Source organism: Pseudobythopirellula maris (assembly GCF_007859945.1).
GTDB lineage: Bacteria > Planctomycetota > Planctomycetia > Pirellulales > Lacipirellulaceae > Pseudobythopirellula > Pseudobythopirellula maris.
The window spans coordinates 300,340-322,618 of sequence record NZ_SJPQ01000003.1 but is presented as its reverse complement, the minus strand read 5'-3'; the positions used below and the strand labels follow the sequence as shown (position 1 = coordinate 322,618).

Here is a 22,279-nt window from a genome sequence, read left to right as displayed (position 1 = left end):
TCACGCCAGCGCCCGCAGCTCTCGCGGTAGCGGGAACGACACGTTCTCCTCGACCACGAGCCGCGGCTCGACCACGGCGTCGTAGCGTTCGCAGAGAAAGTCGAGGCACGCCTCGACCACGACCTCCGGGGCGCTCGCCCCGGCCGTGACGAGCACCGTCTCCACGCCCTCAAGCCACGCGGGGTCGATGTCGTCCTTGCCGTCGATCAGGTGGGCCCGCACGCCGTGCTCCTTGGACAGCTCGGCGAGCCGCTGGCTGTTCGAGCTGTTCTGGCTGCCGAGGACCAGCGTCAGGTCGGCCTCTTGGGCCAGCTCGGCCACGGCGCTCTGGCGGTTTTGGGTGGCGTAGCAGATGTCGGCCTTCACCGGGCCGACGATCTCGGGGAACCGCTCTCGGAGTCGAGTGATGATCCGCGTGGTGTCGTCCACGCTCAAGGTCGTCTGCGTGAGGTACGCCATGTGGGCCGGGTCGGCCGGGGTGAGAAGGTCGACGTCGTCGGTAGTCTCCACCAGAACGATCGCCTCGGGCGCCTCGCCCATCGTGCCGATCACCTCGTCGTGCCCCTCGTGGCCGATGAGCACGATCGTGCGGCCCTCCTTGGCGTACTTGACCGCTTCGAGGTGGACCTTAGTGACCAGCGGGCAGGTGGCGTCGATCGCGCGGAGCTGGCGGTCCTTGGCGGCCTGACGCACCTCGGGCGACACGCCGTGGGCGGAGAACAGCAGCGTCGAGCCCTCGGGCGCTTCGCCCAGGTCGTCGAGGAACGTGACGCCGCGGCGCTGGAAGCTGTCGACCACGTAGCGGTTGTGGACGATCTCATGATAGACGTAGAGCGGCGCGCCGAACTCGGCCAGGGCGAGCTCGAGCGACTGGATCGCCATGTTCACGCCCGCGCAGAAGCCGCGCGGGCTGGCCAGTAGGACCTTCATGTGTGGCGCGGCGGGGGAGCTAGAGGGTATGAGTGTACCCCCTGATGATAAGTCGAGAGTGCGGCGACGCCTAGCTGCGGGGCCCTTCCGACGGCCATAGGCCCTCGGCTAGTGCCCTCTTTCGTGGGTCCTACAACGCGACGCACACTCGAAGCGGGGGGCGATAGCCGACGACCTGTGGTCGTCGGAAACCTCGCAGGACTGCTTCCCTGTCGCTTCTCACCGCCCGTGCATTTGGTCGTGCTGGGGCCGCTGCGGGTAACGCTGCCGGTGCTCGGACACCATGCGGGCGAGCGACTCGTTCGTCGAGCGGTGCAGGTCACGAAAGCCCTCGGCCGGCAGACGGATGGTCTGCTGGCCGTTGTAATGGTCGTGGATCAAGACCGCGACGATGGCTGATTGGGCGGGCATGGGGGTGTTCCTCTTTCTCGGGTGAGGCGGGCGTGCGATGCGCGATACTCGTTTTTCGCTCCATCCCCGCCTGCCTTGGCGCCTCTGGTCTTGGGCAGCTTGACCCGAGTGCTAGTAATACGCAGGACATTGAGCCATCGTTCGCGGTTCACGGCCTGAGGGGTGGCGGATCCGGCACAGCCGCGCCAAATGGCGGCGTTGATAGCACTTTTTCTAGGGGGCTCTGCGAGATCGGCGCCCCGCGGGGGACAACAAAAAACTGTCCAGCGATGGCCGAATCGCCGCTGCCCGACGCTTTTTCGCCTCATGGTGGCGTTTTCGCCCGGCTCAGCGGGTCGCGGTGTTGCCCGGGGGCAACACCGGGTCGGCATCCGGCGTTGCGTGGGCGCAACGCCACCGCCTATCATCCGTGTGCGCGGTAAACCGGGCGTGCGCCGCAAACCGAGCCTCGCCGTCAGATCGGGTTCGTTAGCGACGATCGCCCCATGGGCAAGTTCGTTGGGGCTCGCGTCCCGAAGGGCCCGAAGATAGGGGCAGACTCGTCGAGTCGGTCGCCCGTTCGGTTTGCGGCCGCTGCTATGGAAAGACGTCGAGTCGAGCGTCGCCGGATCGGACCCCCGCCGGGGGAAGGATTCGGATCGCTCGTCGCGGCGACGGTTGGAAGGAACTGACCGGAGTCGGTGTGTGCCGTGGGAGCTCCCGAGGGGCTTTGCGGCGCACGACCCCGTTCGGTTACTGGCCCGTTAGGGCCCCCAGCCACCACACCCACGTCAACGCCGCCGAGCGACCCCGTCACGCGGGGCAGCGCACCACGCGACTCGCGGCGCCCGAGAGGAAAGCGACACGATGCAAGTCAACGGACCGGCCCGCGCCCATGGCGCGCACGGGGTGAACGCCCCCCACTTCTCGAACAAGCCCAGCCAAGCCGCGCCCGCTAAGCAGGCCGACCGGGTTGAAATCTCGCCCGAGGCCCAGGCCGCCGCCGCGGCCAACGAGGCGCCCGGCGCCGACGGCATCCGGACCGACCTGGTGGCCCGCCTGCGTGGCGAGATCGCCTCGGGCACGTACGAAACCGCCGACAAGCTCGACGGCGCCCTCGACCGGCTGATCGACCAGATCGGCTGATCGCCGCACCCGAGTCGCCGGCCATCCCGCGTTCCGCTAGCCGGAACCCGCGCGAGAGACACGTTTTAGGCGTATGTTTGTCGTCCGCCTGGGGCTGCCTTATAATCGAGGGTCGCGGCGTCTGCCGCTCTCTCTATCGACACTCATGCCCCGGCCGAGCCCATGCTGCAAGACGACTCCAACACGTTCGCCCTGGGCGAGGTGCGGGTGTCGTCGTCGCCGCAGGAGCGGTTTGACGAGTACCTGCAGAGCAAGGGCAAACGCACCACGCAGCAGCGCCGTGTGTTGGTCGACACGGTGTTCGAGCGTCACGACCACTTCGACGCCGATGAGCTCATCGGCCTGCTCGGCAAGTCGACCGAGGGCGCCAAGGTAAGCCGGGCCACGGTCTATCGGGCGCTCGACGAGCTGGTCGAGGCGGGGCTGCTGAGAAAGATGACGCTCGGCGGCCGGGCCGTTTACGAGCACGACTACGGCTACCCTCAGCACGACCACCTGCACTGCACCGAGTGCGACGCCCTGATCGAGTTCCGCAGCGACGAGCTCATCGCCCTGCGCGAGGCGGTAGGCCGCGAGCACCAGTTCCGGGTGACCGGCCACCGGCTGATCGTCAGCGGCGTGTGCCAGGACTGCGCGGGCAAGCGCCACCGGCGGCAGTCGCCGCTGGATCTGATCTGAGCGGCGAGTCTCTACAAGTCTTCGGGCGCCAAATCGCGTTGCGACAAGTGGCGAACTGACAGCACCAGCACCTTCTCGTCACGCACTTGATAGAGAATCCGGTGGGTCGCTTTGCTTCCCAGCCCGTAGTTCAGTTGGCGCAATCCGTAGGGGAAAGATTCCGCTTCACGCGCGATCGGGTGAAGCAATGCGTCAGTCCGTAGTGAATCGATAGTCCATTGGAGTCCCTCAAGCCAACGAGCGGCTTGTTCGGCAGACCGGTGCTCGGCCCACCACCGCGCCTGTTCCTTGGCGTTGGTCCATGCTTCCTGCTTGATATCGACCCGAAACCTCACGGTTTAGTCGATCGGTCCGTGGGCTCCTCAGGCATGCCGAGTTCGTGACGGATCAGCGCGAACGCCTCTGCCACTGGGAGAGATCGGCCCGCCTCATGATCTTCGATGCCGCGTTTGACGCTCGCCACGGTCTCGTCGTACTCGCGCTGCTCCGCCTGTTGGCTCAGCAGCTCGATCCCGGCCTGCACGACCTCCGAAGGGTCGTGGTAGAAGCCACGGGCGACTTGCGATTCGACGAACGCCTGCTGGGCGGGGGTGAGCTCGATCATGCCTCGATTTTACCTCAATCCTCTCGGCGGAGTCAAAATCAGAGAGAAACGCCAGCATGAAGGGCTCAAACCCGCAGCTCTTCCTGCTCCGCCCGGTCGCCGCCCAGGCGGCCTAGAATCGGACCCACCACCTCGGCAAGGAACTCGTCGACCTGCTCCGGAGAGCGGCCGACGAGTTTCGACGGGTCGGCGATCTCTGAAAGATCGACCGCCGCGAACGCCTTGTCGCCGCGCAGGCGGCTGAGCAGGTCGTTCGGCTTGCCTTCTTGCTTGACCACGGCGCCGGCGGCCTGGCTGTGCTGGCGGATCAGCTCGTGAAGCTCCTGGCGGTCGCCGCCCGCTTTCACGGCCTCCATCAGCACGTTCTCGGTGATCATAAACGGCAGCTCCTCGGCGAGGTGGCGCTCGACCACCTTCGGGTAAACGACCATGCCGCGGGCGACGTTCTCGTAGATCACCAGCACGGCGTCGACGCCGAGGAAGGCCTGCGGCAGCGACAGCCGGCGGTTGGCCGAGTCGTCGAGCGTGCGCTCCATCCACTGCGTGGCGTGCGTGGCGGCGCCGTTCTGCGAGAGGCTCATGACGAACCGGGCGATGCCGCCGATCCGCTCGCTGCGCATCGGATTGCGTTTGTAGGGCATGGCCGAGGATCCGATCTGGCTCGCCTCGAACGGCTCCTCGATCTCCTTGCGATTGGCCAGCAGACGCAGGTCGCTGGTCGCCTTGTGGGCGCTGGCCGCCACACCCCCCAGGCACTCGAGCACCTGGGCGTCGACCTTCCGCGGGTAGGTTTGGCCGGTGACGGCGTAAGAATCTGTAAAGCCCATCTTCTCGGCGACACGGCGCTCGAGCTCGCGGCACTTGGCGTGATCGCCTTCGAAGAGCTCAAGGAAGCTCGCCTGCGTGCCGGTCGTCCCTTTGACGCTGCGCGCCTTGAGCACGGTGAGGCGGTGCTCGATCTCCTGGAGGTCGAGCACCAGGTCGTAGCACCACAGCGTGGCGCGCTTGCCGACGGTGGTCGGCTGCGCCGGCTGCAAGTGGGTGAAGCCCAAGGTGGGCAGCGCCCGGTGCTGCTTGGCGAAGTCGGCCAAGGCCGCGATGACCGAAACCAACCGCCGGCGCACGAGTTCGAGCGATTCACGCAAGAGGATTGCGTCGGCGTTGTCGACCACGAAGTTGCTGGTGGCGCCCAAGTGGATGATCGCCTTGGCGCCGGGGCAGGCGTCGCCGTACGTGTGGACGTGGGCCATCACGTCGTGGCGCAGTTTTTTCTCGTAAGACGCAGCGGCGTCGAAATCGATGTCGTCGACGTGCGCCTTCAGCTCGTCGATCTGCGCGGCGGTGATCGGCAGCCCGAGCTCCGCCTCGCTCTCGGCGAGCGCGACCCACAGCCGCCGCCAGGTGGAGAATTTTTTCTGGGCGCCCCACAGCCGGGCCATCTCACGCGACGCGTAGCGGCTGATCAGGGGATTGTCGTAGGTGTCGTGACTCATGGATCAAGCTCGGTTTTTAAGAATGGGACGCGGATGAACGCGGATCGAACGGATCAACGCGGATGAAACTGACTATCAATCCGTGGGTATCCGCCTAATCCGCGTTGATCCGCGTCCCATTCGTGAATCACATATTGGTTAAATCATCTTCGCCGCGGCTGCCGAAGATGGCGTCGAGCGCCGCGCCGATGGCTTGCTGCTCGCCCTCCGTGTGCTCCTGTCGCAGGTAAACGCGGCACGAGCGGTGGGCGATCGGCAGCTGGGCGAACAGCTGGTCGTCGGTGAGTGGGTAGACCTTGCCGGTGGACGGGTTGAACTGAAAGTTCTGGCCCGCGGTGGCGGCCAAGGCGTCGGGGCGGTAGATGTGCCGCGGCAGGTCGATCTGCATGATCATGTCGCGCATCGCCTCGGGCAGCCGGTCGCGGATCTTCTGCTCGACGATCTTGGGGTCGCCGAAGATGCTCGTCTCCTCGGCCTCGCCCTGCTTGAAGGTGAGGTTGCGCTCGTCCACCGCGATCCAGTCGACCTGCCGGTTGACGAGGCGGTCCCAGCGAACGCCCAGCTCGTGCATCGTGGGGTCGTCGCTCTTGCTCCACCGTGACACGTCGATCAGCAGCGACCACTCGGTGAAGCCGCGGTAGTCGTCGAGGTGCTCGAGCGGGTTGCCGGGGAACAGCAGCTCGCGGCTGTCGCGGAACAGCTCTTCGAGCGTCTTGTCGATCGCCCGCACGGTGCGGTGGAAGTAGACCGCCCGGAAGAGCTCGCTCTTGGTTTGCATGAACTTCAGCAGCGCGTTGACCCCCTTGCGGTGGATGGTGAGCCCCCGCTCGCTGTAGAAGCTGTAACGCAGCAGCCGGTCGACGTCGTACGCCCGCTCGCTGTACCCCGACATGTAGGCGTCGCGGAGCACGAAGTCCATGTTGTCGACCGTGTACAGGCCGCAGAACAAACTCCTGAGCAGAACGAGCCATCGCGGGCGGTCGCCCGTGTCGTGCTGCTTGGGCCGTTGGATCAGGAACGCCACGTCGGCCGGGTCGATCGACTCGCCCTCGGCGAGCCGGCCGCCAGGGCATTGCCGCACGCCGCGGAGCAGGTCGCCCAGCTCGTGCTCGATGATGTGGGCGCCGAGCGCCTCGTGGTTCAGACCGTAGTGCGGCTTGAGGAAGTGGGCGTCGAAGAAGTGGCCGAACGGGCCGTGGCCCACGTCGTGCAGCAGGGCCGCCATGCGGGCGAGGCACTCGACGGCGCCCTGAGACGGCAGCTCGCCGCCACATGTCTCGTCGAGCGACTCGTAGAGCGTCGCCACGGCGCGGCTCGCCATGTGCATGGCGCCCACCACGTGCTGGAACCGCGTGTGCTCGGCAGACGGGTAGACCCACCAGGCGGTTTGCAGCTGGTGGATCTGCCGCAAGCGTTGCAGCCAGGGATCATCCAGCAGGCGGCGTTCGCTCGTCTCGCCCTCGGGCACGATCGAGACGAAGGGGATGTACCCGTGGACCGGGTCGTGGATCAAGCTCTCGCGGGTGAAGTCTTTCATCGCCCGCCATTCTGGCGGCGCGTGGCCAGAAGCACGAGGGGGGCGTGCTCAAGGGGCCTTTAGCCGACGACCCATCCGCCACAGGCGGATCGGAGGGCGTGGCGTGGGGCGGCCCCCGACCGAGCTTAGTCGGGGCTGTTTTGTGTCTTCTTGCTGAAAACGCGCAACGCCGCTCAGCGGGCGTCGAACCACGCTCCGACGCGGTCGCCGCGTAGCAGCAGCCACACGGCGAGCGGCGTGGCCGACATCGCCCCGGCGATCGTGAGCACCACGCCCATGCCCCAATACGAGGCGACGCCGTCGAAGCAGCCCGCCAGGGCCAACGGCAGCAGCGGCAGGTTCAGCAGCCCGGCCGCCAGCCCGACCTTGCGGAATACGGCTAGCGCCCGCCGCGACCGCCGCACCAATGCAAACGCGAGCCAAGCCGCGCCGAGGCCGAGGCCCGCCAGCACCGCCGAGTCGACCAGCGGCGAGTTCGCCAGCGGTGACCAAGAGGCGTTCCACCGCACCAAGGCGCCCGCCAGCAGCAGGCCCGCCACCATGCAGGCCACGAGCGAAGCGAAAGCCACGGCGAAAGGGACCGACCCTCCCGAGGGCGACGCCTTGTGAGCTTGACTCGTTGCGGCGGCGGTCATGGCGGTGGGAGTGGTAAGAGTGTCGGCTGGGCCGCTGCGATCGGAACAAACGGGCCAGCCGTCGCGACCGGGGCCCGGGCGACTCGGTCCGAGCGCCGGGCGTTTGACCCCCCGGCGTCGCGACTAAGAATAGGGAGGAGCGATTCGCCGCGGCCCGCTGCGGCCGCGCCGTCACTCCAACCTCAACCCTAGCTCACAATCCGGCCATGGGCCGGAACAAGCCTCGGAAAAATTCACGCCTTGCCACGCCCGATCCTCACATCGCTGTTCGCCCTCCTCGTGGTCGCCGCTGCGCAAGGGGCCACGCTGCAGCTCAAAGACGGCCGCACGATCTCGGGCGAGGTCGGCCACACGACCGGCGTGGCCGACGACCCATTCGACCCGAGCCCCGGCGCCGGCGCCGTGCCGGTCACTTCGACGCTGATCGTCGACGACGGGCTGCGGCGCACCTTCCTGCACAAGACCGCCGTGCGCGACATCCTCGACGGCGAAGACGAACGCCAGGTCAAAATCCGCCTGTGGCAGAACGAGGCCGACCGCGGATCGGCGATCGGCTCGGTCGGCCAACTCGTGCGGCTCACGCCGTTCGACGAGTTCGGCAGGCGGATTTACGAGATGCGAGCCGCCGGCGGTTCGCTGGCTGTGATCCAAGGCGTTACCGAGATCACGCCGATTTACACGCGTGTGGAGGGCCTCTCGGCCGAGCCGCGCAGCTACGTCTGGGACATGCGTCTGGCCACGAGCAGCATCCCCCGCGACACGCTCGACCGCATCCTCCGCCGCGCCCTGCCTCAGGACGACCTCGACTCCCGGCTGCAAGCGGTGCGGCTCTATCTACAGGGCGAACGTTACCACGACGCCCAGCAGGAACTCGAGGCGATCCGCCGCGACTTCCCCGAGGCCGAGGGCTTCGAAGACGACCTACGCCAGCTGCGGCAGCTCGCCGCCCGGCGGCTGATCGCCGAGTTGGAGCTACGCCGCGAGGCGGGCCAGCACCGGCTGGTGCGGCGGCTGCTCGCCAGCTTCCCGCCAGACGGCGTGGCGGGCGCCACGCTCCGTCAGGTCCGCGAGATGCTCGACGCCTACGACAACGACGACGCCAAGCGTCGCGAGATCCTCGGCCGGCTCAGCCGGATCGTCGAGGGGCTCAGCGAGCCGCGGGCCAGGGCTGTGGCCGGCGAGATCCTCGCCGAGATCAACGCCGAGCTGAGCGACGTGACGCTCGGCCGCCTGACGGCGTTCGCCGAACTCTCCAAGGGGAGCGGCTCGCTCTCGGACGAGCAGCTCGCGTCGCTGGCGATCTCCGGCTGGCTGCTCGGCACGAACCAGGCGGTCGACAACCTGCAGGTGGCGCTCTCGCTGGTGCGCGTGCGCGGACTGATCCTTGAGTACCTGCAATGCGGCGACGCCGGCGAACGCGAGCGGCTGCTGGTCGATCTGCGTGACGCCGAGGGGGCCACGGTCGAGCGCGTCGCCGAACTGCTGCGGCTGATGAAGCCGCCGCTCGACATCCTGGAAGCAGGCCCTTCGGAGGATGACCCTTCGGCGAAAGACCAGGGGGCCCAACAGGGCGCCGGAGCGGGCGTCGCCGACATCACCGAGCGTGGCCCCGGTTTCTACGAGATCGTCCGTCCGCTGGGCGACGGCCACCTGCGCTACCTCGTGCAGCTGCCGCCGGAGTACGACCCGCTGCGCAGCTACCCGGCGATCATCACCCTGGGAGGCGCCGGCTACCGCCCCGAGACGCAGCTCGACTATTGGGCGGGCGCCCCGGCCGAAGGCCGAGCGGCCGACGGCGGCGCTTTGGGCCGCAGCGGGCAATCGATGCGACACGGCTACATCGTGGTAGCCGTCGACTGGCTCGGGCCGCAGCAGTCACGCTACGGGTTCACCTCGGCGGAGCACCTCACGGTGCTCGCCGCGCTGCGCGACGCGCGGCGGCGGTTCGCGATCGACTCGGACCGGGTCTACCTGTCGGGCCACGACATCGGCGGCGACGCCGCCTGGGACATCGGCCTGGCGCACCCCGAGCACTGGGCCGGCGTGATCCCGCTCTTGGCCCGCGCCGATCGCTACGTCGGCTGGTACTGGAAGAACGCCGAGTTCACGCCGTGGTACTTTGTCGAGGGCGAGCTGGACGGCGGCAAGGTGGCCGCGAGCGCCCGTGAGTTCGACCGCTACCTGCGTCCCCGATTCGACGCGACTTTGGTCGAGTACTTGGGCCGCGGCCACGAGGCGTTCAGCGACGAGATCCAGCGGCTGTTCGATTGGATGGGCCGCCGTCGCCGCGGCGCGGCGCCCGAGGAGTTCGAGTGCTTCTCGCTCCGCCCGTGGGACAATTATTTCTGGTGGGTCGAGGCCGAGGGGCTGCCCGAGAAGGCGATGGTCGCCCCCGCCGCCTGGCCGCCGCAGCGCGGCGTGCGCGCCGTGCCGATCCGCGGCCGCAAGTACGCTGGCAACAAGCTCGGCGTGTTCGCCCGCACCGAACGGGTGACCGTGTGGCTCTCGCCCGATTTGGTGTCGTTCGACGAGCCGCTGGAGATCGAGCTCAACGGCCGCCGGGTGACCGGCCGAGGCGACTTCGTCGAGCCCGAACTCGGCGTGCTCTTGGAAGACGCCCGCACCCGCGCCGACCGCAAGCACCCGTACTGGGCGAAGGTCACGGCGCCTTGAGCGTTGGGGCGCCTCTCTTCAGAAGATCCGCCAGCGGTTTCCCATCAGGCAGTCGTGCCACTCGATGTCACAGTATTGCTGCATCCATTCCATCCCGCCGAAGGCCAGCAGCAGCGCGCCGAGCAGGCTCAGGTCGAGCAGGCGCCAGCCGCACCAGCTGGCGAATTCGTGCTGGGCGTCCGCGTGGGCCGCGCTGGCGAACCCACACTGGCCGGTCAGGTCGACGCCGCCGCCCAGCACCGCCACGCACAGCAGGCCCTGCAACGCCAACGTGATCAGCGGGATGTGTGCGGAGAAGTTCTCCGCCGACCAGCCGCCCTCCGGCCAGCGGAGCCAGGTGACAGCCAAGCATGTGCCTATCGCCCGAGCGGGGGGGCCGAAGGTGTGGAGGCGATCGATTGAGCTGTGGGGCATTCGTAGGGCTTGGGGTTGGAACCACAAGTGATTCGCCCCGCCGCCGCCGATCTTGCCTTGGACCGCCCGCTATTCGGCCGCCTTGCTCAGCACCACGCCCGTCACCGTCCAGCCGTCGTTATCGCTGCGGACCGCCTGCGCGGCGGGGCCGAAGTAGCGGCGGGCCATCTCGAACGAGGGGAGCGAGGAGCCGTCCACACGTTGGGGGCGGATCGCGCCGGTCTCCTCCTCTTCCTCGGTGGTCAGCAGACGGTTGAGGAACCTGCCGACGAAGGTCTTCGACTCCGGCATGCGGTTCTGACGGATCAGCTCGTATCCGGGGCGGAACTTCTCGTCGAGCCGCGTGAAGTTGACCGACGACCGCGAATTGGGCGCCAGCTTGTCGAGCTCGGCGAACGCCGCCTTCAGATCGGGGCACCAGGCGAGCGACTCACGCTCCTCGACCCCCTGGAGGGCGACACGCAGCAGCGCCGCGTCGGAGGCCACGATCAGGGCGTCGTTGTGGACGCACACGGTCGAACGGCTCGCGGCGGCGGCGGGCTTCTTGGTCGGGGCCTCGAGCACCAGCAGGCCGCTGTCGACCAGCGGGGCGTCGCTCACCTCTTCGTCGGGGGCCACCTCCCAGTACGGCACGCCGTCGAGTTCCTTGAGCTCGGCGCCGTCGCTCTTCATCAGCTTGTCGATCGGCTCGCGCAGCCCCTCGGGGTCGGTCGCCTCGATCACGACCAAATAGCGCTGGCTGTCGGGCTCCACCGGCAGGGCGTAGTCGGTCAGCACGGTCACTCGCTCGCCGAGCCGCGAGACGATCTCCTCACGGATCTTGATCTTCGGACCGTAAGGGTCCTTCGCGAAGCCGTCGATCGTGGTCGTGAACGCCCCCTCGTAGCCCGCCATCGCGTCGAACAGCGTGCCGAAGTGGTCGAACGCTCCGGCGATATCGAGGCTCACCGTGCGGTAATTGGCCGACTGCCGCGGGGCCCACGGTTCGACCGCCAGGTCGTCGACGTTGATCAGCTCCATCATCCGCATCGCGAGCCGGTACTTGTCGGCGGCCTTCTCGCCGCTCAGGCCATCGGCCGCGGGGGCGTAGATTGAGGTGTGGTGGACGAAGTCGCGGCGTGCGTCGGAGGCGATCGCCACCACGCCGCCGGCGCCACGGATCGCGTCGAAACCTTGCTCGCGCAGCAGGCCCATTGTGTCGCGTCCACCGACGCTGGTGTCGCGCCGCGTTCGCGAAGCCTCGTCCCAGCCGAACGGCGCAAGGAACCACGAGACGGTCGGCTCGAGCAAGCGGGCCGACTCGCGGCTGCGGTCGCGGGTTTCTTGGTATATCTCCGAGTCGGTCAGCGGGGCCGTGCCGCCGCCGGCGAACCGGTCGAGCATCGCGCGGCCCTCGTCAACGATGTCGCTCGCCACGATGTGGTCGTCGACCAGCGCGATAAGCGCCTCGCGGGCGGGCTTCGTGTCGGTCGCCGCGATCGTGTACACGCGGACCTCGCCGCCCTCGACGGTCGAGTCCTCGCGCGACGCGCCGAGCTCCTTGAGCCGGGCGTCGATCTTCTCGAGCAAGGCGTCGGCCTCGTCGCGGCGGTCGGTGCAGTCGGCCATCATGGTCAACGCCGCACGCGCGCCGCCGCGGCTCACGAGTCCGGCTGCCGCTTCGCCCGAGGCGGCCGCAAAGATGTCGTCGAGCGAGGCCCCCAGGTTCGACTCCGAGTCGCCGAACCGCGACTTGAGCTTCTCACGCACTTGATCGGCGAACGGCTCGACCGCGGGGTCGGCGGTGAACAGGCCGATCTGTGTGCGGTTCCAGCGCGCTCGGAAGTCGGGCACGTCGGCCACCGACAGGTAGCCGACCGTGCGGTCCGAGAACACACGCTCGGCCGGCGGCCCCGCCAACAGCGCAGCGGGCTGCGCGGCTGTCAGGAACAGAATCGCCAAGGGGGTCGCGATCCGCTGCATTGTGCAGCGAGACAAATATTCCACGGTTGCTAGCATCGTGCGGTGGGGGCTCCAGTCGTGGCCGGTCGAAGGTCGAGCGCATGCGAGCGCAACGGCCCTTAGTACGCATCGACACCGTGTTCGTTGCAGCTTTTCCTTAGGATCGGCGAATCGCGCCAATCCGCCCCCAAAGATTCTCGGCGCCGACGGCCAGGGGGCAAGATGGGACGGGTAGGAAGAGACTAACGCCGGCGTTGCTTTGAGTGGGGCTTGTCGTTGGCCGACCATCAATAAGCTAGTTCTGCAGTGGCAATTGCGGCAATCCCCAGTTTACCCCAGGATTTCCCGCTTCCGCGAGACATAGTCCCACACCACGTAGCGGTCCAAATCGCGGCCGGCGGTGAAGAATACCCGCCCGCGGGTCGACTCCGCCAGCCGGTAGGCGAACCGCACATCTTCTTCGGTCTGCGACCAACTCGGCAGCAGGAACAAGTTGATCGTGATCCCCTCTCGGGCACACAACAGCCCTTCGCGCAGCGTGGCCGCCTCGGTCCTGGGGTCGGGCGGGTAGAGCAGGAAGAGCGTCTCTTCCTCGAAGTGCGCGGTCGGCAGGCCGTCGGTGATCAGCACGATCTGTCGGTTCGGCGTGTCTTGGGCGGCGAGTTGCCGGCGGGCGATCGACAGCGCGTGTTGCAGGTTCGTGAAGTGCGGCGGCACCATGCTCTCGCTGATGTCGTCGCGGCTCATGTCGGCCTTCAGGTGGACCACCGGGTTGGTGATGGTCACCGGCTTGGGCATCAAGTTAACCACTTTGCCGGGCGGCACGAGCTTGCCGAAACTATAAGCCTCGACGAACGACAGGTGGTCGCCGGGGTACTCCGACCGCAAGAGCCCCTCGAGCGCGAGCGCCATCCGCTTGACGTTGATGTACTGCCCGTCGTAGCGCATCGACCCGCTCATGTCCATGACGACCGAGGTGGCGGCGTTGGGGTTGTTGCGTGTCTTGTGGATGACGATGTCATCAGAAGAAATGCGGATTGCGGATTGCGGAATGCGGGATGAAGCGGATGGGTTATCACCTTCGTCGATTCCGCGATCCGCATTCCGCAATCCGCAGTCGTCGCCCGCGTCGGCGCCGGTTTCCCCCGCCTCGCGGATCAGCGCGTTCGTGAACGTCTGCACCACGTCCATATTCGCGACCGAGTCGCCGAACTCGTACGGCTTGGTTTTCTCGGTCTCCACGGCGCCCTCGCCGGTGAGATCGCCCGCGTGGCGGCCGCTGCGCGAAGCCTCGATGTCGGAGAAGAGCCGCTCGAGCAGCTTGCCTTGGAACACGCGCATCGCCTGCGGCGTGAGCCGGAACGAGCCGCCCGACTGCTCGAGCCCCTGCCGCTCGGCCGCTTCACGCAGGTAGTCCTGCACCTGCTGCTGCAGGGCGGAGAGCCCGTCGACGTCGCCCGGCTCGGCGAACTCGCTGAGCATCTCTATGTCGATGACGCCGATCTGCGCCGTCTCGGCCGCCTCTTCGAGTTGCTTGAGGAGCTCGTCGATCTTCTCCAGCTCTTCCTTGATGGCGAGCGCCTGGGGGACGGTCATCGTCTCGCGGCCGGTGAACGTGTACTTGGCCGCCAGCTCGTCGACTTGGTACTTGTCCGTCATCCGCTCAATGAGGCCCACCAGCGCACGGGCCAGCGGCGAGTTGTCGTCGCCCGCGGCGTACCACAGCCGCTCCAGATCGCGGAGCTGTTCCTCCTGGACGGCGCGTCGGAGCCGGTCGGCGTGTTCACGCGGCGCATCGATGCCGGCCGCTTCGCTGTGCAACGCCTTGCGGGCGCGTTTGCGGGCTTTTCGCGTCTCGTATCGCTCAAGGATCTTCCGCTTGCGTTCCTCGAGCATCGCCCGCAAGGCGTCGATCGAGGGCCCCAGGCCGGCGATCTGGCTCGGATCGAGCCGCACGGCGCGGGCCAGCTCCTCCTCGGTGAGCTCGCGTCGCTCGCCGAACATCAGCGCGTGCTCCATGGCGGCCGACACCACGTCGGGCGGCGGCTCGGTGGGGCTCGGCAGCCGCATCGGGTCGTACTTCTGGTAGGCGTGGATCACGCCGCCGAGCGTCTTGCGGTTGGCCATGGTGCGATTCGTCAGGCGAGGGGTGGGGGATAGACCTCAATGAAGCGTAGGGGCCAAGGCCCTGAAAGCCAAACCGTTTTGTGGCTTGAGACCGGTTGGGCGGCTCCTTGCCGGAACGGTTGTTTTTTGATGCGGTGTTCCCTGAAGGCTATATTGGCGTCTGCGCGGAGAGAACCGTTCACACTCACCGAAGCCACTAGGAACCGTACCGATGGCCCGGCTCATCGATGTCTCGACGGCGATGGTCGCCTTCGTCTGTTTCTGGTTGATTCCGACCGCCACCGCCGCCACATTCAATTGGACCGGCGGCGCGCCGAACAACTACTTCATCGACGCCGACAACTGGTCGCCCTTCGGCGGCCCGCCCGGCAGCGGCGACGAGGCGTCGTTCCGCCTCGCCGGGGGCCACACGGTGCTCTTCCAGGGCGGCAAGCAGGTCGAGACCACCGAGCTGTACGTCGAGAAGGGGAGCTACTCGCTGCGGAGCGACTCGCTCGACCCCGCGGTCTACAACGTCACGTCGGGCGCCTCGACGGCCGCGGTGCTCGACGCCTTTCTGTCGGTCGGCAGCGCCTCGACGCCGATCGACATGACCGTGACCGACGACTTCCAGGTCGACGCGGACGCCACGGTCCAGGTTGGCGGGATGTCGTCGCTCGCGCTGGGGAGACTGCGGGTCGGCACGCAGCTGGGCGGCGTCAACGCGGTGACGGTCTCGGGCGCCGGCTCTTCTCTCGCGGTTGGAAGCGGCACGCAGCTCGGCGGCAGCGGCGACTCTTCGAGCCTGACTTTCAATTCAGGCGCCACGGGCAGCCTCAACAAAGACACCGTGCTGCTGAACTTCTCGAGCGCCGACGGGACCACGGCGAACCTCGACGTGCGGAACGGCTCGACGCTTGTGACCGAGACCTTGCTGATCGGCCTGGTCGGCTCGTCGAGCGCGACCCGCTCGGCCAGGCTGTGGGTCGACGACCCCGGCTCCTCAGTCACCCAGGTCGGCACGACGGGCCTGTTGGTCGGCACGGCGAACAACCCCAACCTCACCGCCGAACTGTGGGTGACCAATGGCGGCGTGTTCCACTCCGGGACCGGCAACGTTAGGTTCCGCAGCACGGGCGAGCTGCTGGTGGGCGAGAGCGACGGACCCACCCAGCAGGGCGTGTTCAACGCCAACGGCCCGCTCAGCTTCGAAAGCGGGGCGCTGCTCAGGGTGGGCGGCGTGCTGAACGCCTACCAGGGCCTCGACTACTCCGACGGCGAGATCAACTTTTACGACGGCGACCTGCGGGTCGAAGGGGGCGCCTTCGTCCCGGCCCTCGAGACCGACGGCTCCTACGTCTACCGCGGCGCGCCCGACAGCGGCGGCTTCGGGACCACGCCCACCGAATTGATCCTCGGCGCCGGCGCCACGTTCATGACGACCGGCCCCGTGCAGATCGGCGCCGCCAGTCGCTTCGCCCGCCTGCGCGCCGAGGCGGGCGCCCAGATCGCCACCGGCCCCGTCGTCATCGGCGCGCTGACCTTGTTCGGCGACTCTCTTGCCGAGCTCGAGGTCACAGGCAGCGGGACCCAATGGGACGTCGACGGTTCGCTCCGCGCCGATTACGGCGGGTTCGATGTGACCGATCAGGCGCAGCTGATCACAGGCTTCGCACTCATCCAGGGCGAGAGCGCCACGGTCGTCGACTCAGCGGGCTGGAACAATTCGGGGAGCTTGTCCCTGCTGAACGGCGCATCGCTGACGATCGATTCGGGCGGCTCGGTCTCTACCGGCAGCGTCTCGGCCGTTTCGTCCGACATCGGGGTGTCCGGCGGCGCCGGCTTGACCGTCGCCAGCGGCCTGACGCTGAACGTCGGCAGTTCGATGACCGTCGCTTCCGCAGGCCCCGTGACGATCGGATCGGCGAATATCACGGCCGAGTCGACCGTCGATGTCGCCGACGGCTCGTGGACCGTTACCGGCGACGTCGATCTAGGCAACAACACGTCGCCGAATCCGAGCGTCCTCACCGCAGGCGACGGCGCGCTCATCACGATCGAGGGCGAACTCGATCTCAACCCTACCGGGGTCGTGAAGATCAACCTCGGCACGGTCATCCTCAACGGCGACCTAGTCGACGACGGCGGTGAGATCGACTTCATCTTCGACGGCCGGCTGAACCTTAACAGCCCCGACGTCGGTCTACTCGTCAACTCGACCGACGACGAGCTGTTCGCCGAGGGCGTGCGGGTGGTGGGCGCCGGGCAACTTTCCCCCGGGCAAGACCTCTCGGCCGCCGGCGAGTTGCTGGTCGCGACCGGCGGGCGGTTCCACGCCGCGGGGGGCGACGTCGACTTGGGCGGCCTGAAGGTCGCCTTCGGCGGCGAGGTGCGGTACTCGGGCGGCTCTCTAGACGTTGCCGGCCCGGTCGTTGCCGCGGCCGGCTCCGAGATCCACGTCACTGGCGGCTCGACCGACGCCACGCTCGGCGACGCCTCGCTGCTGAACGGCGTATACATCGCCGGCGAGCTCCGCACCGGTCGCAACACGGTCACGCTGCTCGACGCCAACGACGCGGTGTTCGACTCCGGCGCCCTGGTCGTGCTGGGCAACGGGCTGGGCAACGACGGCACGCTGGTGGCCGCCAACGGCCTGACGCTCGACTTCGGCGGCAACATCACGGGCGACGGCGTGGTGGTGACGCCGGACGACCCCACCAAGCCGCTCACGAACAACGGCAATATCATCGGCAGCGACCCCACCGACCCGCTCGAACTCACCGGTTACGTGAAGGGCGTGGGGACGCTCGACAACGTGGTGATCACCGGCACGGACGCGCCGGGCTTCTCGCCCGCCACGGTGGTGCGCGGCAGCGTCGAATACGCCGGCGTGCTGGAGATCGAACTGGCCGGCACGGGCGAGGGCGAGTTCGACCGTCTGGAGTACCTGCTGGGCGCCGGTGAGGCGACGCTCGGCGGCGAGCTGGTCGTCGCGCTGCTGAGCGGCTTCCGCCCCGCATCGGGCGACGTGTTCGAGTTCCTCACGACCGAAGGAGGCGTCAGCGGCCTGTTCACGACCGAAACGCTGCCGGCGCTAGGCGGGGGGATCGGCTTCGACGTGCAGTACGGCCCGGACACGGTGTCGCTGGCCGTGGTGGGCGTCGAGGGCGACTACAACGGCAACGGCGTGGTCGACGCGGCCGACTTCACGGTGTGGCGCGACTCGCTCAACCAGACCGGCGAGGGCCTCGCCGCCGACGGCGACGGCGACGGCGCCGTGGACCAAAACGACTACGCCGTGTGGGTCGCGAACTTCGGCCAATCGGCCTCCGCGTTGGCCGAAGCGGCGAGTGTGCCCGAGCCGGCGGCGCTCGTGCTGTTGGCCTGCGGGCTGGCCGCGCTGCGGCGCGTCGGCCGCTAGCGGCGCTTTGACCACGCGGCGCCCGCGGCGGCGAGCAGCAGCAGGGCGGCCGTCGGCTCGGGCACGGTTGCGGCGCCGTGGGGCATGCTCTCTCCGAAGTGGTCACGCCACAGCTGCAGGTGCCCGTCGCCAATCGCGCCGCCGATCATGTCGTTCGGCAGCGACCCCGCCGACGCGTGCATGTGGTCGCGCCACACGGTGAAGTCGGCGCCATCGACCGAGCCGTCGTCGTTGTAGTCGCCCGGCATGCCGACCGGGGCGGCGCCGCTCAGGTCGAACTCAAAATACTCATGGTTGATGCAACCCGCTGGGCAGTCGCCCCAGCCACGAGAGAAGACGTACCGTCGATCGGGAAGGGCCACGATGTCGTTCCCGTCGCCGATGATCCCGTTCGGCTCGGCGGCGAGCACCTCGTGATGGGAATCGAAGATCTTGGCGAGTCTTCCGCTGTGGTAATCGTGGTCGAAGGCGACACGCCAGTATCCCGAGGAGCCGATTTGCTCAACGGTCGGCGTCCCGAGGTCGTACGGCTGGAGGAAGATGAACTCGCCGTTCAGGAAGTAGTCGGCAATCCCCGCGGGCGTGAACTTGACCAACACCTCGCCCGGGACCCAGTTGGGCAGCACGCGGATGAAGTCCATCGCCGGGTTCTCCACGCGGATCGACGCCAGGTCGGCCTCGATCTGGTCGGCCAGCAGGTTGGGCGGCCGCAGTTTGCCCGAGTGCTCGACCGCCAGGTACTCGGCCTCGACCCGGGGGTCGGAGAGGTCGAGGCCGGCTTGGGCGTCGGCGCTGACAAGAAACGAGAGAATCAAAGCGGCGATCGTGGAACCGCGCATGGTCGTCTGTCCTTCCGCCACGGTAGAAAAGGCACGCCCCTGCGTCTCGCATTTTACCGCGTGGAACACGCGGTGTGAATCATATTCCGAGCGGGGCGTCGCTTCACTGGCGATTGAGTTTTCCCCCGTCCGGAGGCCCTAAAAATTGATCGCCCCCCCCGGCGGGGGTTATAGTGCGGCTTGCCTTCAGATCTGCCGGCTCGCCCGGTTCCCGCCCTCCCGGGGAAAAACGCATGCCCCGCCGCCCACAGACTAGGCCGATTCCCTGGAAGATTGTTGCCGTCGTCGCCCTCGGCTTGATCGCCGGCGACGCCGGCGCCGTCAACTTCATCTGGGACAATCCCAGCGGGACGGCCGACTACATCGACCCGGCCAACTGGACCCCGGCGGGCGGCCCGCCCGTATCGGGTGATCGGGCCTACTTCGACCTACCCGGCTCGCACACCGTCGTCTTCCCTTACGACAAGGCGATGCAATCGGACGAGCTGCGGGTCGAGAACGGCATCTACTACTTCGAGGCCGACGACCCCAAGGGCGCTACGTACGAAATCCAGTCGGGCGCAGCCGACGCCTACATCTCTCAGGACGCCATCCTCTTACTAGGCGGTGTATCGTCGCCGGTGGCGCTGCGGGTCGGCGACTTGCTGCGGGTCGACGAGGGGGGCAGGCTCTACACCGGGGAGGCAGGAAGCGTGATTGGCGCCAACAACCTCTACCTGGGGACACTCTCCAATCCCCTCGGTACCTCCAATCGGGTGGAGATCGTTGGCAATGGCTCCACGCTCGACTTGACCGGCGGCGCGTTCATCGGCGCCAACGGGGGCAACAGCACCCTCTACTTTGAAGGCGATTCCGTCGGCGCCATTGAGAAGGACACCGTCGTCCTCAACTTCACCTCGGCAGACAACACCCGCGCGTTTCTCGGCGTGACGTTTGGGTCGAAAGTCACACTCGCCGCCTTGGCCATCGGGCAGTCGACCTCGACCACCGCGGAGCAGACCGGAAGGGTTTCGGTCTTCGGCGAAGGAGCGGAAATCACCCAGACCGGCGCCGTGGGGGTGCTCATCGGCGTCGACAAGAACCCCAACCTCGAATCCCGCTTGGAGGTCTTCGACGGCGGCGCGTTCCACAGCGGCACGGGGACCGTGCGGCTCAAGGGGACCGGCGAGCTGTATGTGAGCGACGCGACGTTCAACGCCAACGGCCCCGTGGTGATGGACGCCGGCAGCGAGCTGACGGTGACGCAAAACGGCGCGCTCAACGCCAACGCGGGGCTCGACAACTCAGGCGACGGCGTGCTCGACCTTAATTTTGGCGAGCTGTCCATTACCGGCGGGGCGTTCGTCCCCGGCTCCGACGACACGTACACCCTGGACGGATACAGCTTCGCCGAGGGCCAGCCGCTGCTCACGCTCGGCGCCGGGGCGAGCATGCACCTCGACAGCCTGTTCTATGTCGGCGAAACGTACGCGGCCGACCTCACCATCAAGGACGGCGCCCAGGTCTCCAACAGCACGACCATCGTCGACGCTGTGAACACCGGCGGTCAGGAAACCAACATCACCGTTACCGGAAGCGGCACCCGCTGGGACATGGCCGTGGGCGGCATCGCGATCCGCGACGGCGCGAACGCCGTGATGACCGTCTCCGACCAGGCGGTCGTCACCACCGACGGCCTCGGCATCAGGGAGGGATCGGTCGCGATCGACACGGCGGCGGTGTGGAACGACGCCGGCAGCACGACGCTCCGAAACGGCGCGACGTTGACGATCGATACCGGAGGGACCTTCACCACCGGCACAACTTATGTCGGCCTCGGCTCGCTGGGGGGCGCCCCAGCCGAGGTCCACGTCGACGGCGGCCTGTTCCACGCCGAGGAGGGTGTCTGGTTGGGGAGGGACGACCCCTTCGGGACGACCTACAACGACGGCCTGATCGAAGTCACCGCGGGCGGGCAGGTCCAGATCGACGGCCGCCTCACCATCAACGAGGTCGGCACGTTCACGATGTCGACCGCCTCGATGGTGACGCTCAACGGCGAGGTCCGCGACGACGGCGGCGTGTTCGATTTCTTCGGCGGCTACCTCACGCTGGGCGACCCCGACTCGACGCTCGTGGTCGACTTCGACGGCCTCAAGATCGGCACGCTCGACATCCAGGCCGAGACGGTTCGAGGCAACCGCGACCTCACCTCGTTGGGGACGACCGTCGTCGTGCCCGGCGCCTCGCTCACGATCGACGGCGGCGTGGCACGCCTCGAACGGCTCGTCGTCTCGCCCGGAAGCCGTGTCGACTACGAGGCCGGCGTCTTCGAGGTTACCGGCAGCGTGCAGGCGGCGACCGGCTCGGTGATCGACCTCCTGGGGGGCGACGCCACGCTCGGCGACGCCGCGCGGCCCGACGGGGTTTTCATCGACGGCCAATTGAGGGTTTATGACCACACGGCCAGCCTCGGCGACTCGAACGACGCGGTCTTCGGCTCGAGCTCGCTGGTGGTCCTTGGCAATGGTTTGGGCGATGACGGCACGCTCGTCGCCGACAACGGTATTTCGCTTCTCCAGGGAGGCAACATCACGGGCGACGGCGTGGTGGTGACGCCGGACGATCCCACGAGGCCGCTAATCAACAACGGCCACATCACCGGCAGCGACCCCACCGACCCGCTCGAGCTCACCGGCTACGTCAAAGGCGAGGGGACGCTCGACAACGTGGTGATCACCGGCACGGACGCGCCGGGCTTCTCGCCCGCCACGGTGGTGCGCGGCAGCGTCGAATACGCCGGCGTGCTGGAGATCGAACTGGCCGGCGCGGGCGAGGGCGATTTCGACCGCCTGGAGCACCTCATGGGCGCCGGCGAGGCGACGCTCGGCGGCGAGCTGGTCGTCGCGCTGCTGAGCGGCTTCCGCCCCGCGTCGGGCGACGTGTTCGAGTTCCTCACGACCGAAGGAGGCGTCAGCGGCCTGTTCACGACCGAAACGCTGCCGGCGCTAGGCGGGGGAATCGGCTTCGACGTGCAGTACGGCCCGGACACGGTGTCGCTGGCCGTGGTGGGCGTCGAGGGCGATTACAACGGCAACGGCGTGGTCGACGCGGCCGACTTCACGGTGTGGCGCGACTCGCTCAACCAGACCGGCGAGGGCCTGGCCGCCGACGGCGACGGCGACGGCGCCGTGGACCAAGACGACTACGCCGTGTGGGTCGCGAACTTCGGCCAGTCGGCCTCCGCGTTGGCCGAAGCGGCCAGCGTGCCGGAACCGGCGTCGCTTGCGCTGCTGCTCGTCGCGGCCACGGCGTGCGGCGCACTCCCAAGGCGCGCGTAAGAAAAGCTCTAACCAACAGCACAGAACGGCCGACGCCCTACGGTCGTCGAAGCGCGTCGCCAAGCTGGGCCAAAGCACCAAAACGCGCGGCCAAAGACTTCACTGCCCGTTTGGTCGATCCCTTACGCTCGCGGCTATAGAGGGGGGCGCGT

Annotated in this window: 16 protein-coding genes; 5 read left to right on the top strand and 11 right to left on the bottom strand. The window is 67.8% G+C overall.

Annotated features, from left to right (window positions below; all coding sequences use genetic code 11):
* Positions 1–930: a 4-hydroxy-3-methylbut-2-enyl diphosphate reductase gene (gene ispH, locus Mal64_RS14125; protein WP_146401356.1), complete on the bottom strand. Its 930-nt coding sequence runs from the start codon at positions 928–930 to the stop codon at positions 1–3.
* A gap of 219 nt (positions 931–1,149) precedes the next feature.
* Positions 1,150–1,341, bottom strand: coding sequence for a hypothetical protein (locus Mal64_RS14120; protein ID WP_146401354.1), 192 nt, complete (start codon positions 1,339–1,341; stop codon positions 1,150–1,152).
* An 846-nt stretch (positions 1,342–2,187) separates the two neighbouring features.
* Between Mal64_RS14120 and Mal64_RS14115 the strand changes: the two genes are divergently transcribed.
* Both Mal64_RS14115 and Mal64_RS14110 read left to right on the top strand, forming a co-directional pair.
* Positions 2,188–2,466, top strand: coding sequence for a flagellar biosynthesis anti-sigma factor FlgM (locus tag Mal64_RS14115; protein ID WP_146401352.1), 279 nt, complete (start codon positions 2,188–2,190; stop codon positions 2,464–2,466).
* Positions 2,467–2,628: 162 nt separating this feature from the next.
* Positions 2,629–3,144 carry a Fur family transcriptional regulator gene (locus Mal64_RS14110; protein WP_146401351.1) on the top strand — a complete coding sequence of 172 codons (516 nt, stop codon included), beginning with the start codon at positions 2,629–2,631 and terminating at the stop codon, positions 3,142–3,144.
* A gap of 11 nt (positions 3,145–3,155) precedes the next feature.
* On the opposite strand, the gene Mal64_RS14105 is transcribed toward Mal64_RS14110, so the two are convergent.
* The 5 genes from Mal64_RS14105 to Mal64_RS14085 all read right to left on the bottom strand — a co-directional run bounded on the left by Mal64_RS14105 (position 3,156) and on the right by Mal64_RS14085 (position 7,413).
* Positions 3,156–3,479 carry a type II toxin-antitoxin system RelE/ParE family toxin gene (locus Mal64_RS14105; protein WP_146401349.1) on the bottom strand — a complete coding sequence of 108 codons (324 nt, stop codon included), beginning with the start codon at positions 3,477–3,479 and terminating at the stop codon, positions 3,156–3,158.
* On the bottom strand, positions 3,476–3,748 hold the full coding sequence (locus Mal64_RS14100) for a ribbon-helix-helix domain-containing protein (RefSeq protein WP_146401347.1): 273 nt from the start codon (positions 3,746–3,748) through the stop codon (positions 3,476–3,478). Before Mal64_RS14100 ends, Mal64_RS14105 begins: the two co-directional genes overlap by 4 nt.
* 65 nt (positions 3,749–3,813) lie before the next feature.
* Positions 3,814–5,241 (bottom strand): adenylosuccinate lyase, encoded by a 1,428-nt coding sequence (purB, locus tag Mal64_RS14095; RefSeq protein WP_146401345.1) that lies wholly within the window; start codon positions 5,239–5,241, stop codon positions 3,814–3,816.
* Between the two features lie 127 nt (positions 5,242–5,368).
* Positions 5,369–6,778, bottom strand: a complete 1,410-nt coding sequence (locus Mal64_RS14090; protein ID WP_146401343.1) for an HD domain-containing protein — start codon at positions 6,776–6,778, stop codon at positions 5,369–5,371.
* 173 nt (positions 6,779–6,951) lie between these two features.
* On the bottom strand, positions 6,952–7,413 hold the full coding sequence (locus Mal64_RS14085) for a hypothetical protein (protein WP_146401341.1): 462 nt from the start codon (positions 7,411–7,413) through the stop codon (positions 6,952–6,954).
* 240 nt (positions 7,414–7,653) lie between these two features.
* Between Mal64_RS14085 and Mal64_RS14080 the strand changes: the two genes are divergently transcribed.
* Positions 7,654–10,086 (top strand): peptidase, encoded by a 2,433-nt coding sequence (locus Mal64_RS14080; protein ID WP_146401338.1) that lies wholly within the window; start codon positions 7,654–7,656, stop codon positions 10,084–10,086.
* A gap of 18 nt (positions 10,087–10,104) precedes the next feature.
* On the opposite strand, the gene Mal64_RS14075 is transcribed toward Mal64_RS14080, so the two are convergent.
* From Mal64_RS14075 to Mal64_RS14065, 3 genes are all read right to left on the bottom strand, one after another.
* Positions 10,105–10,500 carry a hypothetical protein gene (locus Mal64_RS14075; protein WP_146401337.1) on the bottom strand — a complete coding sequence of 132 codons (396 nt, stop codon included), beginning with the start codon at positions 10,498–10,500 and terminating at the stop codon, positions 10,105–10,107.
* Between the two features lie 69 nt (positions 10,501–10,569).
* Positions 10,570–12,441 (bottom strand): hypothetical protein, encoded by a 1,872-nt coding sequence (locus tag Mal64_RS14070; RefSeq protein WP_146401334.1) that lies wholly within the window; start codon positions 12,439–12,441, stop codon positions 10,570–10,572.
* Between the two features lie 330 nt (positions 12,442–12,771).
* Positions 12,772–14,568 carry a hypothetical protein gene (locus tag Mal64_RS14065; protein WP_146401332.1) on the bottom strand — a complete coding sequence of 599 codons (1,797 nt, stop codon included), beginning with the start codon at positions 14,566–14,568 and terminating at the stop codon, positions 12,772–12,774.
* A gap of 211 nt (positions 14,569–14,779) precedes the next feature.
* On the opposite strand from Mal64_RS14065, the gene Mal64_RS19910 reads away from it, so the two are divergent.
* Positions 14,780–17,968 (top strand): beta strand repeat-containing protein, encoded by a 3,189-nt coding sequence (locus Mal64_RS19910; protein ID WP_197525770.1) that lies wholly within the window; start codon positions 14,780–14,782, stop codon positions 17,966–17,968.
* Here the strand turns inward: Mal64_RS19910 and Mal64_RS14055 are convergent.
* Entirely contained in the window at positions 17,965–18,807 is an 843-nt protein-coding gene (locus Mal64_RS14055; protein ID WP_146401329.1) for a PEP-CTERM sorting domain-containing protein, read from the bottom strand. The two genes, Mal64_RS19910 and Mal64_RS14055, sit on opposite strands and share 4 nt — an antisense overlap.
* 233 nt (positions 18,808–19,040) lie before the next feature.
* On the opposite strand from Mal64_RS14055, the gene Mal64_RS19905 reads away from it, so the two are divergent.
* Entirely contained in the window at positions 19,041–22,127 is a 3,087-nt protein-coding gene (locus tag Mal64_RS19905) for a hypothetical protein (RefSeq protein ID WP_197525769.1), read from the top strand.
* Positions 22,128–22,279: the final 152 nt, after the last annotated feature.

Bases quoted from the DNA above. Each gene is read 5' to 3' on its own strand.
- Mal64_RS19910 (WP_197525770.1), top strand. From the start codon at position 14,780: ATGGCCCGGCTCATCGATGTCTCGACGGCGATGGTCGCCTTCGTCTGT.
- Mal64_RS14075 (WP_146401337.1), bottom strand. From the start codon at position 10,500: ATGCCCCACAGCTCAATCGATCGCCTCCACACCTTCGGCCCCCCCGCT.
- Mal64_RS14120 (WP_146401354.1), bottom strand. From the start codon at position 1,341: ATGCCCGCCCAATCAGCCATCGTCGCGGTCTTGATCCACGACCATTAC.
- Mal64_RS19905 (WP_197525769.1), top strand. From the start codon at position 19,041: ATGCCCCGCCGCCCACAGACTAGGCCGATTCCCTGGAAGATTGTTGCC.
- ispH (WP_146401356.1), bottom strand. From the start codon at position 930: ATGAAGGTCCTACTGGCCAGCCCGCGCGGCTTCTGCGCGGGCGTGAAC.
- Mal64_RS14055 (WP_146401329.1), bottom strand. From the start codon at position 18,807: ATGCGCGGTTCCACGATCGCCGCTTTGATTCTCTCGTTTCTTGTCAGC.
- Mal64_RS14090 (WP_146401343.1), bottom strand. From the start codon at position 6,778: ATGAAAGACTTCACCCGCGAGAGCTTGATCCACGACCCGGTCCACGGG.
- Mal64_RS14115 (WP_146401352.1), top strand. From the start codon at position 2,188: ATGCAAGTCAACGGACCGGCCCGCGCCCATGGCGCGCACGGGGTGAAC.
- Mal64_RS14065 (WP_146401332.1), bottom strand. From the start codon at position 14,568: ATGGCCAACCGCAAGACGCTCGGCGGCGTGATCCACGCCTACCAGAAG.
- Mal64_RS14085 (WP_146401341.1), bottom strand. From the start codon at position 7,413: ATGACCGCCGCCGCAACGAGTCAAGCTCACAAGGCGTCGCCCTCGGGA.
- Mal64_RS14110 (WP_146401351.1), top strand. From the start codon at position 2,629: ATGCTGCAAGACGACTCCAACACGTTCGCCCTGGGCGAGGTGCGGGTG.
- purB (WP_146401345.1), bottom strand. From the start codon at position 5,241: ATGAGTCACGACACCTACGACAATCCCCTGATCAGCCGCTACGCGTCG.
- Mal64_RS14100 (WP_146401347.1), bottom strand. From the start codon at position 3,748: ATGATCGAGCTCACCCCCGCCCAGCAGGCGTTCGTCGAATCGCAAGTC.